General features: G+C 31.6%; 17 protein-coding genes. 4 read left to right on the top strand and 13 right to left on the bottom strand.

Going from position 1 to position 14,689, the window contains the following annotated elements; all coding sequences use genetic code 11:
* The first annotated feature begins 348 nt into the window (after nt 1–348).
* Entirely contained in the window at nt 349–1,569 is a 1,221-nt protein-coding gene (locus AN960_RS06275) for a nucleotidyltransferase (RefSeq protein WP_056468428.1), read from the top strand.
* A gap of 97 nt (nt 1,570–1,666) precedes the next feature.
* Here AN960_RS06275 and AN960_RS06280 read toward each other — a convergent pair whose 3' ends face one another.
* A complete protein-coding gene (locus AN960_RS06280; RefSeq protein ID WP_056468435.1) occupies nt 1,667–2,692 on the bottom strand; it encodes a SepM family pheromone-processing serine protease in 1,026 nt (341 codons plus the stop codon).
* The gene (locus AN960_RS06285; protein WP_056468438.1) at nt 2,667–3,473 is read right to left on the bottom strand and encodes a patatin-like phospholipase family protein; all 807 of its coding nucleotides are present in this window, start codon (nt 3,471–3,473) and stop codon (nt 2,667–2,669) included. The genes AN960_RS06280 and AN960_RS06285 overlap by 26 nt, the downstream gene beginning before the upstream one ends.
* Nucleotides 3,474–3,613: 140 nt before the next feature.
* Here AN960_RS06285 and spoVV point away from each other — a divergent pair, with 140 nt between their 5' ends.
* The gene (gene spoVV / locus AN960_RS06290) at nt 3,614–4,870 is read left to right on the top strand and encodes a dipicolinic acid transporter SpoVV (RefSeq protein ID WP_056468439.1); all 1,257 of its coding nucleotides are present in this window, start codon (nt 3,614–3,616) and stop codon (nt 4,868–4,870) included.
* A gap of 559 nt (nt 4,871–5,429) precedes the next feature.
* On the opposite strand, the gene coaD is transcribed toward spoVV, so the two are convergent.
* On the bottom strand, nt 5,430–5,921 hold the full coding sequence (coaD, locus tag AN960_RS06295; protein ID WP_056468441.1) for a pantetheine-phosphate adenylyltransferase: 492 nt from the start codon (nt 5,919–5,921) through the stop codon (nt 5,430–5,432).
* A 17-nt stretch (nt 5,922–5,938) separates the two neighbouring features.
* The gene (gene rsmD / locus AN960_RS06300) at nt 5,939–6,496 is read right to left on the bottom strand and encodes a 16S rRNA (guanine(966)-N(2))-methyltransferase RsmD (RefSeq protein WP_056468444.1); all 558 of its coding nucleotides are present in this window, start codon (nt 6,494–6,496) and stop codon (nt 5,939–5,941) included.
* Between the two features lie 369 nt (nt 6,497–6,865).
* On the opposite strand from rsmD, the gene AN960_RS06305 reads away from it, so the two are divergent.
* Nucleotides 6,866–7,255: a DUF7147 family protein gene (locus AN960_RS06305; RefSeq protein WP_056468446.1), complete on the top strand. Its 390-nt coding sequence runs from the start codon at nt 6,866–6,868 to the stop codon at nt 7,253–7,255.
* Between the two features lie 156 nt (nt 7,256–7,411).
* Here the strand turns inward: AN960_RS06305 and AN960_RS06310 are convergent, their stop codons facing one another.
* The 6 genes from AN960_RS06310 to AN960_RS06340 all read right to left on the bottom strand — a co-directional run bounded on the left by AN960_RS06310 (nt 7,412) and on the right by AN960_RS06340 (nt 11,190).
* On the bottom strand, nt 7,412–7,684 hold the full coding sequence (locus AN960_RS06310) for a YlbG family protein (RefSeq protein ID WP_056468449.1): 273 nt from the start codon (nt 7,682–7,684) through the stop codon (nt 7,412–7,414).
* 471 nt (nt 7,685–8,155) lie between these two features.
* Nucleotides 8,156–8,611, bottom strand: coding sequence for a YlbF/YmcA family competence regulator (locus tag AN960_RS06320; RefSeq protein WP_056468453.1), 456 nt, complete (start codon nt 8,609–8,611; stop codon nt 8,156–8,158).
* Between the two features lie 61 nt (nt 8,612–8,672).
* Nucleotides 8,673–9,245: a histidine phosphatase family protein gene (locus AN960_RS06325; RefSeq protein ID WP_056468456.1), complete on the bottom strand. Its 573-nt coding sequence runs from the start codon at nt 9,243–9,245 to the stop codon at nt 8,673–8,675.
* Between the two features lie 76 nt (nt 9,246–9,321).
* Nucleotides 9,322–9,606, bottom strand: a complete 285-nt coding sequence (locus AN960_RS06330; protein ID WP_056468459.1) for a YlbE-like family protein — start codon at nt 9,604–9,606, stop codon at nt 9,322–9,324.
* An 11-nt stretch (nt 9,607–9,617) separates the two neighbouring features.
* The gene (locus tag AN960_RS06335; RefSeq protein WP_056468462.1) at nt 9,618–10,031 is read right to left on the bottom strand and encodes a YlbD family protein; all 414 of its coding nucleotides are present in this window, start codon (nt 10,029–10,031) and stop codon (nt 9,618–9,620) included.
* A 115-nt stretch (nt 10,032–10,146) separates the two neighbouring features.
* Entirely contained in the window at nt 10,147–11,190 is a 1,044-nt protein-coding gene (locus AN960_RS06340; protein ID WP_056468465.1) for a CAP domain-containing protein, read from the bottom strand.
* 176 nt (nt 11,191–11,366) lie between these two features.
* On the opposite strand from AN960_RS06340, the gene AN960_RS06345 reads away from it, so the two are divergent.
* Entirely contained in the window at nt 11,367–11,738 is a 372-nt protein-coding gene (locus tag AN960_RS06345) for a YugN family protein (RefSeq protein ID WP_056468467.1), read from the top strand.
* A 61-nt stretch (nt 11,739–11,799) separates the two neighbouring features.
* Here AN960_RS06345 and AN960_RS06350 read toward each other — a convergent pair whose 3' ends face one another.
* The 3 genes from AN960_RS06350 to eutH all read right to left on the bottom strand — a co-directional run bounded on the left by AN960_RS06350 (nt 11,800) and on the right by eutH (nt 14,657).
* Nucleotides 11,800–12,264: a DUF420 domain-containing protein gene (locus AN960_RS06350; protein ID WP_056468470.1), complete on the bottom strand. Its 465-nt coding sequence runs from the start codon at nt 12,262–12,264 to the stop codon at nt 11,800–11,802.
* A gap of 11 nt (nt 12,265–12,275) precedes the next feature.
* Nucleotides 12,276–13,175, bottom strand: a complete 900-nt coding sequence (ctaG, locus tag AN960_RS06355) for a cytochrome c oxidase assembly factor CtaG (RefSeq protein WP_056468473.1) — start codon at nt 13,173–13,175, stop codon at nt 12,276–12,278.
* Between the two features lie 393 nt (nt 13,176–13,568).
* Nucleotides 13,569–14,657, bottom strand: a complete 1,089-nt coding sequence (gene eutH / locus AN960_RS06360; protein WP_353611575.1) for an ethanolamine utilization protein EutH — start codon at nt 14,655–14,657, stop codon at nt 13,569–13,571.
* Nucleotides 14,658–14,689: the final 32 nt, after the last annotated feature.

Raw genomic sequence — 14,689 nt, forward strand, 5'->3', positions numbered from 1 at the left:
TATCTCCATTCAGCTGAAGAAGTGGCGCTCTTTCCACTTCGAAGATTAATGGAATATTACCGAAGAGCTAGCTTGTGGAACTAGACATCATAATCTACTGCTTCGATGTAATTTCCGACAAGCATAAGTCGAAAAATTTACTAAAAGTTTTAGACTTGGTTACTAGCTTTCCCCTAAAATCCTTGACCTTGCTTCTTATATGTAACCTATCTAATATATTATTTTCCACAATAAAATTCAATACAATTCACACTAGGTTGCGAATTATTTCTCAATACTGGTATTCTAAATGTATAAATTCGTGAAATTAGTAAATATTGGAGGTGCATTTCCCTGCGTTCGGTTGGTGTGGTAGTAGAGTATAACCCATTACATAATGGTCATGTTTTTCACTTAACTAGTTCTAAAATAAGTACAAATGCTGATGTTGTTATTGCAGTAATGAGTGGTCAATTTTTACAAAGAGGCGAGCCAGCAGTCGTTCCAAAGCATGTACGAACAAAGTTGGCTTTACAAGCAGGTGCAGATCTTGTTATTGAATTACCTTATAGCTATTCGACTCAACACGCTAGCATCTTTGCCAAAGGAGCTATTTCAATCCTAGATTCTTTAAAATGTGATTATGTTTGTTTTGGAAGTGAAGAGGGTAAAATTGAGACATTTTACGAGTTAATCAAACAAAAGAAGCAGCTTACTTCTTCAATCAATTCAAGTATACGTACTTTTCTTGATGAAGGGCTAAGTTATCCTGCTGCATATAGCACTGCTTTACAAAAAAATCTTGAAACATCAAAGCTAGATGTTTCACTTCCAAATAATATTTTAGGAATACATTATTTAGAAGCTATTGAACATTTTGATAGTAAAATGGAAGGTCGAACGATTCAGCGAATCGCTGCAAATTATCATGATGAAGATACCAATCATCAAAGTATCGCTAGCGCTACAGCAATTAGAAAAATTTTAAAAGGCGACAATCAATCGATTTCAGACTTTGTTCCAAGTTTTACGAAAGATTCAATTGAGGAATACATAAACGAGTATGGTACCCTTCATTCTTGGAATGAATATTTACCTTTTTTGAAATATAAATTAATGACTTCAACTAAAGATGAACTGGAAGAAATTTACGAAGCTGTCGAAGGTTTAGAAAGAAGAGTCTTACATTCTGTGTTAAACTGTCTTAATTTTGAAGAGTTAATGACAACAATAAAAACAAAGAGATATACTTGGACTCGAATTCAAAGATTGCTAACACATATCTTAACAAATACATCAAAAAAGGAAATGTCAGCAATATTAGAGAAAGATCGAGTTCCATATATTCGTTTACTTGGTATGAGTTCAATGGGTAAAACTTATTTAAATAGCAAAAAAAAATTAATTGAATTACCAATTTACACGACTATTAATCAGCAAAATCAAAAAGAACTAAGTACTGATTTGAAAGCAACTCATACTTATGCTTCGATGCTTTCATTAAACAATCAACAAAAGTTAATAAAAACCGAATATTCGCTTTATCCAATTATTTATGATGAAAAGAGTAGTCAATTTAGTAGATCTTAAGTATTTTCCAGAAGCATTAGAAAGAACAAATGGCAGGTATAGGTATTCTCACCCTATTTCCTGCCATTTTTTATCATTTACCTTATTCTAATCAAATTTATTTTTTTGTCTTTAACTTTTCAAGATAATGAATTGCTTGGTCATATGTATCAATTGGTATTATTTTCATTTTCAAGTCATGTTTTTTCGCACTTTTTACAGCCTCATTATAATTTGAATTCTTTTTACCGTTCTCATTTGGTGCAAAGAAAATCTCTGCCCCCGAATCAGATGCTGCAATTATTTTTTGAGATATTCCTCCGATCGGACCAACGACTCCATTTATATCAATTGTTCCAGTACCAGCTATTTCATGACCTTTTGCTAAATTTTCTTCTTTTAATTGATCATAAATTTCTAGTGCAAACATAAGCCCCGCTGAAGGTCCACCTATCTCTTCTGAATTTATTTTAACTTTTGGATTTGTAGTTAGATCTAAATTTTCTGCAATAGAAACACCAATTCCTGCACGATTAGGTTCGTCTTTAAAAGCTTTTGTTTTAATATTAAAGTTTTTAATTTTTCCTTTTCTACTTACTTCTAAATTAAAATTTGTACCAGGTTTTCTACTTTTTATTGTATTGGTAAAATCATTTAATGTACGGATTTCTTTCCCGTCGATTTTAGTGATGACGTCACCTAGCATTAATACGTTATGGGCTGGCATATCCTTTAAAACAGATACGACTACTATTCCATTTTCCGTTACTTTATAAGATTTTTTAGCTTGCTTATATGCGTTTAAAATCGCAGCTTGCTTTGACTCTTCCATGTATCTTAATTGGCGGAATTGATAATCTTCATCACTTTCACCTTTTACTTTTATTTCATCTATTTTGTATAGATGGTAATTGTCATTAATTTTCGTCGCAATATATGAGTAGATATTTGCCTTTCCCATTGCTACGGTCGTTAGCATAAATTCGCCTTTATCTTTTTTTGCTCCTTCAACTTTTACATATGGCCTTAATGGCTCGGCTAAGCCTGGTTTTGTAATATAGTATGGTAATGGAATGAAATATAAAAGAATTAGCGTAATACCAAGTACTAATAGTACATTAAGAATTCTGATCCTTTTTATCACTATTTTTCTCCTTCCATTGCTCAATCTTTTCAAGAATCTCTGGTATTAATTTTTCTGTAGCTTCTTCACCTATTTTGATAACATTTTCAAGGTTAGTAAAGTTTCTAGAATTAACATGGTCTAATTTAGGTCTTATCATAACATTAGATGCAATTTCTCTATTTCTAACGAGTTCATGCTGCATTATTTCAATACTTTGCATAATTACGTCATAGATCGTCGAAACTTCACCACTAACTTGAATCGGAGAGGCATCTACTCCAATAATAAAATCCGCCCCCATCTCTTTTACAACTGATACAGGGATACGATCGATGACTCCACCATCAACTAAAAGTCTTCCATTCCATGTTTCTGGTACAAAAATTCCCGGTATTGAAATACTCGCTCGGACTGCAGTAGCAATATCTCCTTTTTGAAAAACAATTTTTTCTCCTGTTAATAAATCAGTAGCAATTACCGACACTGGCAAATCCAATTCTTCAAGCTTTCTACCAAATGATAGTACTTTAATCAACTCTTTAACTCTGTTCCCGGAAATCAAACCCATTTTTGGAACAACATAGTCAATATAGTATTTAGATTGAAATACTTTTGCAATTTTATATAGACGATCCACATCTGCTCCAGCACCGTATAAAACAGCAACTAAAGCACCTATACTACTTCCTGCAATCAGATCTATAGAAATATTATGCTTTTTTAAAACAGAAATTACACCAACATGTGCAAATCCTCTTGCACCTCCTGAACCTAATGCTAAACCAATTTTCGGTTCCAAGTTGTTTCCCCTCCAATTAAACTCTTTGGTCTAAAATTGAATTCCAACAACGTATATTTAATTGTACAAGTTTTTTTTATACATATATTACTATCTTATTTCCTACTCAATGGTCTTACTACAATTAGACAAAAATCTATATGTTTTTTAAGTTTATCTTTGGAGGTTTATATGTGAAAAAAAATTACTTCATTACTTTACTAATTTTTTTAATACTCATATTTCTGACATCAACGATTATTTTGCATCCAGAGGTAGCATTTAAAGGTTCAATAAGAGGATTAAATATGTGGTGGGGAATCGTATTTCCTTCGCTCCTTCCTTTTTTCATTTTAAGTGAACTTCTAATCTGCTTTGGAATTGTTCAATTTATTGGTGTATTTTTAGAGCCAATTATGCGACCTTTATTTAGAGTTCCGGGTGTTGGGGCATTCGTTTGGGCAATGGGGATGGCATCGGGATTCCCATCAGGTGCAAAACTTTCTGCTAAACTATATAAAGATGGGGAATTAACAAAATTAGAAGCCGAACGACTTAATTCATTTACAAATTCGTCTAATCCATTGTTCATTTTCGTTGCAATATCTGTTGGTTTTTTTCATAACCCAAAAGTCGGTCTCGTACTTGCCCTCAGTCATTATTTATCTAATGCTATTGTAGGCCTCATTATGAGGTTTTATGGAAGAAACCAACCTAACTACTCTCGTAGAGAAAGAATCCATTCTAACCGCTTTAAATACGCATTTAAAGTTATGCATGAAAAACGATTAAGTGAAAGAAGACCGATTGGAAAAATATTAGGGGACGCAATAGCTTCTTCCGTACAGACATTATTAATGATTGGTGGATTTATTATCGTTTTTTCTGTTCTTAATATGCTTTTGATTGAAATTGGATTTATATCTAATGTTGGAAAAATAATTGCATATTGTTTTTCAAATTTAAGTGTTAATCAGAATTTATCTACACCTTTTTTATCTGGGTTATTTGAAATTACTTTAGGATCTAAATTGGTCAGTGAACTAGGCAATAGTACATTATTGCAGCAAGTGGCTTTAACTAGCTTTATTTTAGGATTTGGTGGTTTTTCAATACAAGCTCAAGTAGCAAGTATTATTTCTGAAGTGAAATTAAGTATTAAACCTTATTTAATCGGTCGTTTATTGCAATCTGGAATTGCTCCTATTTTAGCAATTATCTTTTGGAAGCCACTATATCTTAATCAGTTAACTTCTAATGCTACTTATAATACTTTACCTGTCATAAAGATTTTTACAGAGAAACAGTTTAATCTCGAATCTTTGGTTTCAACAGGTTCATTCATCACATTAATTTCTCTCTACATTTATGTAATCATCTTAATTTATAAACTGTATATAAAAAAGTTATCTTCTTAAACCTTCCGAATATAAAAAAGAAACCTCAGTTTTAATTGACTTGAGGTTTCTTTTGCTGTAATTTTCAAATTTTCGTAAAAGGGGTATAGTGATGTTGATTTCCACTACGGAATGCTCGCTTTCCATGGGGCGAGACCTGAGCCTCCTCGGCAAGCCTGCGGGGTCTCAGGCTTCCCGCATATCCCATAGGAGTCGAGCACCCCTCCGTTCCAATCAACTTATACATACAAAAAGGGTTACACTAAAAAACTAATCTAATATCCTTTACTTAGAGTAGTATAAAAGCTTGTTAATCAATTTGTAGGTCAACTATTAAAGAATTTTTATAATATCAATAATCTCTAGTAATTATTTATTCTTGAGAAATTAAAAAATATTTAAGAGCTAAATAAAAAAATTTCTAAAACAAGTTCCAAGTATTATTGTGATTAGTTGATATTCATAGATTAACATTTAAAATCATTATTAGGTCATTAAAAAATGAATTCTAATGACAATATGGTTTACTTAATATAAGTGACTGTTTATATTTTCAACAATAAAAAAACCTCAGTTTAAATTAAACTTGAGGTTTCAAAAATTTTTCTGTTAATGCGCTATTTACACAATCTGGTACTAAATCTTTTACATTTCCACCGTATTTCGCGACTTCTTTTACAATTGAAGAACTTAAGAATGAATATTGATTATTTGTCATAACAAAAAATGTGTCAATTTCATCTACTAATTTTTTGTTCATTGCTGTAATTTGCATTTCATATTCAAAGTCTGATACTGCTCTTAGGCCTCTTAATATTGCAGAAGCGTTAATTTTTTTCGCGTAATCCATTAATAGACCACTAAATGAATCTACGCGTACATTTGGAATTGCACTAGTAGCTTCTGTAATTAATTCTTTTCTTTCCTCTAAAGTAAATAAAGAATTTTTGGCAGAGTTATTTAATACGACAACAATTACCTCATCAAACACTCTTGCTCCACGTTTAATAATATCTAAATGTCCTAAAGTAATTGGATCAAAACTCCCAGGACAAACAGCAATACGTTTCATCTTGTACCCCCTAAAAATTACTCCATACAAATATGATACACTGATACGCCACAAATTCCATATTTTTCTGCTTTTGTTCGTGCAAATTTCCCTATTTTTTCAGGTAATTCGACATCAGTAGCATGTTCTACTAAAATTGTTCCATCTGATGCAAGTAGATTTTTTTCATCAAAAGTTTCAATTAATGATACGATTTGTTGTTTTTTATAAGGAGGATCTAAAATAATTAAATCAAATTGGATCTCTCTTTTAATAATCGCTTTAACAGCCCTCTCAGCGTCATTTCGATATACTTCAGCACAATCAGTTAGATTACATGTTGCTAAGTTTTCTTTAATCGTCTTAATCGCCTTCATTTCACGATCTACAATAATCGCTTTTTCAATCCCTCTACTTAAAGCCTCAATTGATAGTCCACCACTACCACCGAATAAATCTAATACAATACCACCTTCAAAGTATGGTCCAATTATATTAAACATCGCTTCTTTTACTTTATCAGTTGTCGGTCTAGTACTCATTCCAGGTACTGCCTTTAAACTTAATCCTTTATTTTTTCCTGATACTACTCTCATTTAATTCACACCTACTATATATTTCAATTTACGAAAATATCCTATCATAATTTCACTAAAACAAAAACATTTCTTTCCATATTCTGCTACTAATGTATAAAATCATCCACTTTGGAAATAATTAATTTTAACAACATCTCAGTTGATGTTGTTGCCAACCGCGGAGAAGACTTACGTTTCCCCATAAGTTCTTCCTCCGGTTTCTCCTCTCCCTTTGCCTTCTTTTAAGTGATTACACTTTAATAAGAGGGGCCCTGCAAATGCGGGGTTTTTTTTTATGCCTTTATCCTGTAGAATAAATGTTGCATTTATTACCATACTTTTTTTTGGAATACACGTAAAGTATTTACGTTTTAAGGGGGAACACTCATGATCCAACGCATGATTGAAATTGGAGAAGGATACTCAGATTTATATGAACTATTTGAAATTGCTAAATCGCAAAAAGATAGAGTTAAATTTTTACTAAAATTAACATCTGAAAATAAAGGCTCAAACTGCTGTTCTTTTGCTGTTATATTAAGCCCTACTTCTATTGGTGAATTCCAGCCAATATATTATTGTAGAGAAGGCATTACATTAAAAGAAGATTCAGTTACAAAACGTGAAGTGTTGTTTGAAGAATTAGCTACAACTTTAAACAAAGAAATCATCACATTGCAAATAAGACATTCAAGCTCATTTCATGAAAACGATTTATTTCACCAATATATAATCGGAATTTTACGCTTAAATCATTTAATTCCACCAATGAAATAACTATATTTCCTAATCTTACTCATAAAATAAAAAGAAAACAAAGGGATAGTTTTTCCCTATCCCCTTTCCTTTCAACCATACCACAAGAAAAACGATTGAACGGTTTTTAATTCAGATAGGTTACCCCTTCTAAATTAATTAGCCATTCAATCGTTTTTAATCTACTTGATAATCATATTCCTTTGCTTCGTCTGGTTTTGCATTTTCGTACTCAGTCTTAATAAAAGGTTTATATGACAATTCGATTCGTTTTACAAAATGAAATTTTTTCAATCTCTCTATTGTTCGATCTATATCATCCATATTGCAGTATAGGACTACGTATTTCAAACGTTTAGAGACAAAGTGAATATTTCCAAATTTACGTAACATTTTTGCTTGTTTTAATGATTGTAAATAAATAATAATACCTTGTCTTTGCACGAACATAGCTTTCTCCTTTAAAAATCCGTTAGAAATAGAATATCATATCCCAAATTTCTTTTGCAACGAAACTTTCATAAATAGTTTTTAGAAAGGATTGAAAATTATGTTAGACGATGTTTGGGAGCAATTTTTTAACTGTATTTCAAATTATAAACAAATTAATCATTTTTCAAACAAACAAATTTGCGGTGCCAATTTTCTATATATTCAGATAGATTGTCAACAGAACGAAGAGGCGATCAAAAAACTTCTAATTGATTGCTCTAGAACCATTACTGAACAGTTTAAACTAATTTACCGAGTTGAATTTATTCGTAGTGAAAATAATAATTTCGTATTTAAACATCGATTTTACGTTCCGAATAAAAAAATGTTTTGTTGTGGAAATAATTGCGCTAACTGTACTAGGTTCAGAAAATGAATTTTATTAAAAAAAGACTCATTATTAAATAATGAGCCTTTCAATATGTTCTATTACCTCGTTTTACATCCACACTTTCCACCTGTGCCACATCCACCAGTACTACATCCTCCACCTGTATTTACGAAGAATGGATTACCCGCTGGAACTTTCACTGAAGGTGAAACAGCTTGAGCAATTAAATAGCTAGTCTCATCTAAAAGTAATTGGACCTGATCTTCCGCTTGCTTAAAAGCAGCGATAGTATCGTTTAATTGAAGTTCTCTTTTAACTTCACTCATTTTTTTTCGAATTTCTTTATAATCGGGATGATATTTTCCAAATCGTTGAACATCCTCATATAAATCCTTCGTCTTCATAAAACGGCTAATAATTTCTTGAGCAGTTTTATCATTATTTAATGCAATATATGAAGTTCGATACTGATCTGCAACATCTGATTGCACGATCATTGAAGCAAGTTCTTCTGAGACTGTTATAAGTTGCAAGGTTTCCATTGTTGCATACATTTCCTTACACCTCCAAGAATAAACTATACCACATTTAATTCGGTAAATAAAAGAACTTGTCCTATGCTTTTATATGATCAGAAATATTAAATTCATTTATCTTCCATTTACCATCTTTAAATTCAATAAAATTTGCACAAGCATTTTTTAATTTTGTCCTAAAATTAACTTTCTCAGGATCAATTGCATGTAGAATTGCCTTGATCGTATGAGAATGTGCAACAATTACAATTCGTTTACCTTCATAATTTTGAGCAATGTCTTTTAATGCACTAAAAGCTCGATCAATTAATTCTTCATCTGTTTCCATACCTTCTACATTATTATTATAAATGTTTTCATGAACATCGGAAATAGGTTTTCCACTAGCTTCACCAAATTCTCTTTCTAGAAATCGTTCATCCTCTAGGATCTCATCAATTTTAGAAAAATCTGCAATTGCCTGTGCAGTTTGTCTCGCCCTAACTAATGGACTTGTAATAATCCGATCCCACTTTTGATCACTTAAAAACAATGCACTATCATTCGCCTGTTGTTTACCAATCGTATTTAAAGGAATATCTTCTCTACCTTGAATTATATTGTTAAAATTCCAATCAGTTTGTCCATGTCTTACTAAACAAATTTCTGTCATAACTACTACTCCTTTTTAAAAATTACTTTCTTCATTGTAGCAAAAAGCTATGACAGATTAAATTATTATCCTTTTTTTAATCTTCCTTTGATTCAGTATCAGAGGATTCTTCACTACTAGTACTTTGTTGATCTTTTAATACATGGAACATGTCAATCATAAACGATGCCATTTGAACTTGATTTGACAATTTATCAACTCGTTGTGGAATAGTTTTACCAAAAAACTCAAGGGAAGCCAGTCTAAACTCATCAGTAAGCTCAGGATTTCTAGAAAGTTTACGATACCATTTTGGTTGTTGTCTTAAAAATTTTAAATAATCTTCTTCACTCTGTAGAAATTCCAAAACATCTTTTCTCAATTTAGATCTCCTCAATCCTGTCTAAAATTAAATTGTTGTGCCGCTGGCTTTTCTTCTCTTTGATTAGTTGAAGTAGCTGGAGATTTAAATTGTGATATAAGCTGTTGAATATTGGTTAAAGTAGAGTTTACATTTGTTAAATGGCCTTGAATTTGATCTGGATCTAAATTTTTTACAAAAGAAATTACTTTTCCAACGTATCCTTCTTCTGATTGTTCTGTTTTGGCAGTTTTCTTTTGAGACCTTGTATTATTCTCATTTCTGTATTCATCCCACATTTCATGGTCTTCACCTTTGTAATACCAATCTTCAAAATATTGTTGCCATGTTTTTTTACCCGTTTTTACTTCCTCTCGAAGTTTTGGGTGTTCCATAACGAATTGCCTAAATTGTTCGATAGATGGACGACTATTTTCATTTCCCATTCATATCACTCCAATTAAAAGCATTTACTACAAAATTATGTCTTTCGAATAATTTTGTGCTTGTATGGAAATAAAAAAATCAAGCACAAACTTTCGCTTTTGCTTGATTTCGCGATTATTTTATAAAATTTTGGGTGTAATATTTATTAAAGGCTCCTACTCCAAGTGTGGTATATTCTTTTTTATACATATTTACTCGGTGACCTTTACTATTAATCCATCCATATACTGATGCTATACCATCTACATAATTAGCCGAAATATTTTCGCCAGCGATTCTGTATGGAACATTTGCATCATTTAAACGATCAGCTAGACTACCATATAAATTAGAATAGTGATCAAAATATTTATTTTGAACCATATCTTTACTATGTCCTAAAGCTACTTTAGCAGCATCAGCATTCCAATTTAAAGTACTTAAATTCATTCTTTTACGATATACATTCGTTAAATTAAAGATTTGTCTTTCTTCTTCACGATCAACAATTGCTTCTTGTAATGTATTTATTTTTTTTGCATTGATTAAATTTCCACTATAAATTAGCTCGTACGGTTTTTGCTTAACTAGCGTTTCTGGTGATAAATATCGAATACCTAATAAACTTCCGGTAAATCGGTCAAAATAAAGTTGAGCATAACAATTATCTAAAGAAACAAGTGGACGTTCATGTAAATCTGTTGTCGATAATTTAAAAGTATATTGATTACGTAATATCGAAAATGAAACTTTATCGTGTACAGTTACATTATCCATTGTTTCTTCGTAGTGACTACCCATCACAAATGGAGAGATATCAACTTTATTACCAGCAACAAAAATAGTTACGACTTTGCCATTTAGTACACCAAATTGAGTATACTTTGTAGCATCTTTATCATAAACAAGCCAATCATAGTCATATTGAGAAGGAACTTTTCTTGACGGTTTACCAAAGGTTTTTAAAATTTCTTGTTCACTTTTACCAATATACTGAGAAACGGAGTATGTCGCATTTGTAGTGCTTGCATTTTCGATCATTGGCTTATTCACTTTTTCAACTCTTTCATATGGTTTAAACGTTTGTATATTACTGATCCAATCTTTAATAAGTGGACTGAACATAAAAACTGTTATAAAACTTATTGTAAAAAAGAAAAGTTTTATAAGCTTATCCATTTAGATCTTCCCTTCCCAATTGTTAACTCTATGTTTATATATCCATTGTAGCCAAATTATTCAAAAAAATATATAAATTAGTTAAAATACATTTATCAGCTTTTCATTGCTAATTATTGTCATAGATAATATTATATTAATAGGGATTTTTTCTAAGTAATTTAGGGGGTAATAACATGAAATTTGAGAATACAAATTTAGAAAACCATGTATTAAATGTAAATTTATTAACTGAAATCATGGAAGAATTAGGCTTTGTCCTTGCTGGTCAATGGGATTACGAAAGAGTAACTTACGATTATAAATTTGAACAACGTAATGAAATCTACTACTTACGCGTTCAAGGTTTCGCAGTAGAAGGACATGTAGAGTCAAGTAAAGGTAAAATCCAATTACTTACTCCACTTTTAGGTAAATACTATTATCCTCACGGTGTAGAGTACGGAGAAGGCGAAAACTTCCCTGAAAGCATCGTTAATAAAAGTAATGACTTACTTAAAAAAGCTGAAGAACAAATTTCTCTAGTAAGCAAGTTCATTATTCTATAATTATTAAAAAGAGTGAGTAAAAAGAAGTACAACTTCTTTTACTCACTCTTTTATTTTTCACTTAAAATCCTAAAACAGCTTTAATAACTGAAGTAGTGTCTCCACCTTTGTAGAAAACGTATAATAAACAATAAACGAATACACCTGTAATTGCAGTAAAAAACCAAATAATACTAGTAATCGGTCCAATTTTTTTGTGTAGTTTTAATTTGTTTTTATATCCTGAAATAATTGATACTAGACCAAATACTCCGCCAGTTGTAGCTAAGAAGATATGGAAAAACAAAAATATATGATAATACAACTTTAAACTTTTTGGTCCCCCAAAAGAAGTATTTCCAATAAAGATTGTTCTAGTTGCGTATACAATGAAAAATGAGAGAGCAAAGACTCCAGCAAAGAACATAACTTTCTTATGTCCCTCTATATTTCTTTTTGCAATAAGATACCAGCCGATTGCAACTAATATGGCACTAATGACAATAAAGCTTGTACTTATTGTTGGTAAAATTGGTAACGAATTCAAAATTTCCACCCCTACGATTTTTTAAGCAATAACGGATTACTACTGATTGGATCAATTTTATTTCCATTTTGTTCTCTTTTAGCCCATTTGAAAAAATTATAACCAATAACAGATCCATAAACTATTTCCTGGATAATTTTCATGATAACTCCGCCAACCTGTTGATCTTCCCTTGCTGACATAAAGTTAAATACTTCTGGACCTGAAATGTTTAGTGATTTTAATAAATCTGGTGATACGCATAGTTCCATTGCTTTACTCCACAACACTGGATCATTATAAGTCGCGTAAAATGGATGTCCTGCAAAAATAATAAGTGCACATGCTGGTGTTAATAAAATACCATTTCCAAACATATAACCAATCTTTTGGATATCAGAAAGTGTTTGTCTCTCTGGTAAGTTATTAATAACAGGAAACCACATAAATACTGCCATAAAAAATAATATATTTGTAAATAAGAAATGATAGATATTATTCGTTTTTACAGTATCAAATACTAATGGGTAATGGTAAATCGAAAATACTACATTAAAAATAAGTAAAGCAATTAATGGTTTTGTTGCAAAAGTAAAAAACGCATTAACGAATTTTGGTTTTAGTATGTTTCTCCATAACCAATTTGGAATTCCATTAATAAGAAAGATCGGTGCAACTAAGTATAAAACTGCCATTTCAGTCATATGTGCACTAAAAATAATATGACCAATTAAATCGATTGGACTGCCTTGTGCAGTGTAAACTAACAAAATTCCAATTACGAAATACACTTTTTGTTTAGTCTCAGTAACATGGTTTTCATCTTTATATTTATTAATTATGTAAAAATAACCTAAAATGACTAAAACTAGAAACACAAATAAATATGGACTCCAAAGTGCTTTAAACCCGAACATCCCTAAGCTAATCATGAATGCACACCCTTTAATTATTCTATTCACCCTTATTATTTTTACCTAATGTTTAAATTAATATTGAACTATGTAAATATATTGTAGATTTAAGAACTATAAATAATTTCACAAAGACAAAAAAAATTTAAACATTACTTCTATCATATAATATTTAATGAAATTATCCAAACTATTATACTACTAAATTATATAACAGTAATAATGGTTTATTCAAATTAAAATACGATTTGAAAACGTTATTCATTTTTAAATGATTGGTATTTATATATGGGTGTTTATAGTGAATTATAATCTAGGGTGCACACACTTTCTGTCGGGTCTTACGGCACCTGCTTTTCTGATAGGAGGCGAGTCCTTAAAATCCCAATCTACTTCTCTATTATTAATAATTCATCTGGTTTCACGTTTTGACACCAGCAAAGCCAATGCAGCAGCCAAAAACCCTGCAGTCAGTTTGCCAACAATCAGTGGAATGACAAAATTCTTCTCCACACCCGCAACAAACCCTAAGTGACTGCCAAAAACAAATGCGCCACTTACGGCAAATGCTGTATTTATGACTTTCCCACGGTCGTCCATCTCATGCAGTGTCGCAAACATAGGAATGTGGTGGGCGAAGGAGGCAATGAATCCACCTAATGCTTGTTGATTCATACCTAGCTTATTTCCGAGTAATGCAAAAGGCTTCTTTAATACTTTTACCAACACAAAAACAAAAGGAAATGCACCAGCAAGTATGATGGTTATTTTTCCAACTGTTACAAAGCCCTCCGAAAGCGGCATCATACCTGGGATAATAACGATACCTGTTAAAGTTTTAATAATCATCGAGACAAGACCAATGATAATAACGATTTCAATTGCTTTTCCAAACCATTTAAAACCACGAATCATCACCGATTGAGCTGATAGCATTCCAATCCCAATCAAGACAGAAATCAGAATAGAAGGAATCAAATTTTTCAACATCCATATAAAGCCAAATCCTGCAACAAACCCTCCTGCTAAGCATCCAAATGGAATAGTCATTAGCCCAATTAAAATTCCTTTAGCAAAAAAGGGGTGATCATTTTTATGAATGATGCTTAAAGCAACCGGAATGGTAAAAACAATAGTTGGCCCCATCATTGTTCCTAAAAACACCCAAGAGAACAAAGCAGCATCACTAGATTGAGCCATTTCATTTGCTAATGAGTATCCACCCATGTCAAGAGCTAAAAACGTGGATGAAAACATCGATGGATCTGCTCCAAGAAATTGGTAGACCGGGGATACAATCGGTGTTAACCACTTAGCTAATACTGGAGATAGTGAGATCATTCCAACCATTGAAAGAGCAAGTGGTCCCATGGCTTGAAAGGCTTCCTTAAATTTTTGTCCGACTCCATACCGATTTCCTATCAGATAATCGATTGCCCCTATGACCATAAAGCCTGTCATGATATATAAGATGATTTCATTCATATAGATACGCCCCAATTCAAAAGAAAGGTCATCTTTTTAAAAATCCA

This window comes from Bacillus sp. FJAT-25509, from assembly GCF_001420605.1.
Classification (GTDB): Bacteria; Bacillota; Bacilli; order Bacillales; family Bacillaceae_G; genus Gottfriedia.

Bases quoted from the DNA above. Each gene is read 5' to 3' on its own strand.
- spoVV (WP_056468439.1), top strand. From the start codon at position 3,614: ATGTTTTTTAAGTTTATCTTTGGAGGTTTATATGTGAAAAAAAATTAC.
- coaD (WP_056468441.1), bottom strand. From the start codon at position 5,921: ATGAAACGTATTGCTGTTTGTCCTGGGAGTTTTGATCCAATTACTTTA.
- rsmD (WP_056468444.1), bottom strand. From the start codon at position 6,496: ATGAGAGTAGTATCAGGAAAAAATAAAGGATTAAGTTTAAAGGCAGTA.
- AN960_RS06305 (WP_056468446.1), top strand. From the start codon at position 6,866: ATGATCCAACGCATGATTGAAATTGGAGAAGGATACTCAGATTTATAT.
- AN960_RS06310 (WP_056468449.1), bottom strand. From the start codon at position 7,684: ATGTTCGTGCAAAGACAAGGTATTATTATTTATTTACAATCATTAAAA.
- AN960_RS06320 (WP_056468453.1), bottom strand. From the start codon at position 8,611: ATGTATGCAACAATGGAAACCTTGCAACTTATAACAGTCTCAGAAGAA.
- AN960_RS06325 (WP_056468456.1), bottom strand. From the start codon at position 9,245: ATGACAGAAATTTGTTTAGTAAGACATGGACAAACTGATTGGAATTTT.
- AN960_RS06335 (WP_056468462.1), bottom strand. From the start codon at position 10,031: ATGGGAAATGAAAATAGTCGTCCATCTATCGAACAATTTAGGCAATTC.
- AN960_RS06340 (WP_056468465.1), bottom strand. From the start codon at position 11,190: ATGGATAAGCTTATAAAACTTTTCTTTTTTACAATAAGTTTTATAACA.
- AN960_RS06345 (WP_056468467.1), top strand. From the start codon at position 11,367: ATGAAATTTGAGAATACAAATTTAGAAAACCATGTATTAAATGTAAAT.
- ctaG (WP_056468473.1), bottom strand. From the start codon at position 13,175: ATGATTAGCTTAGGGATGTTCGGGTTTAAAGCACTTTGGAGTCCATAT.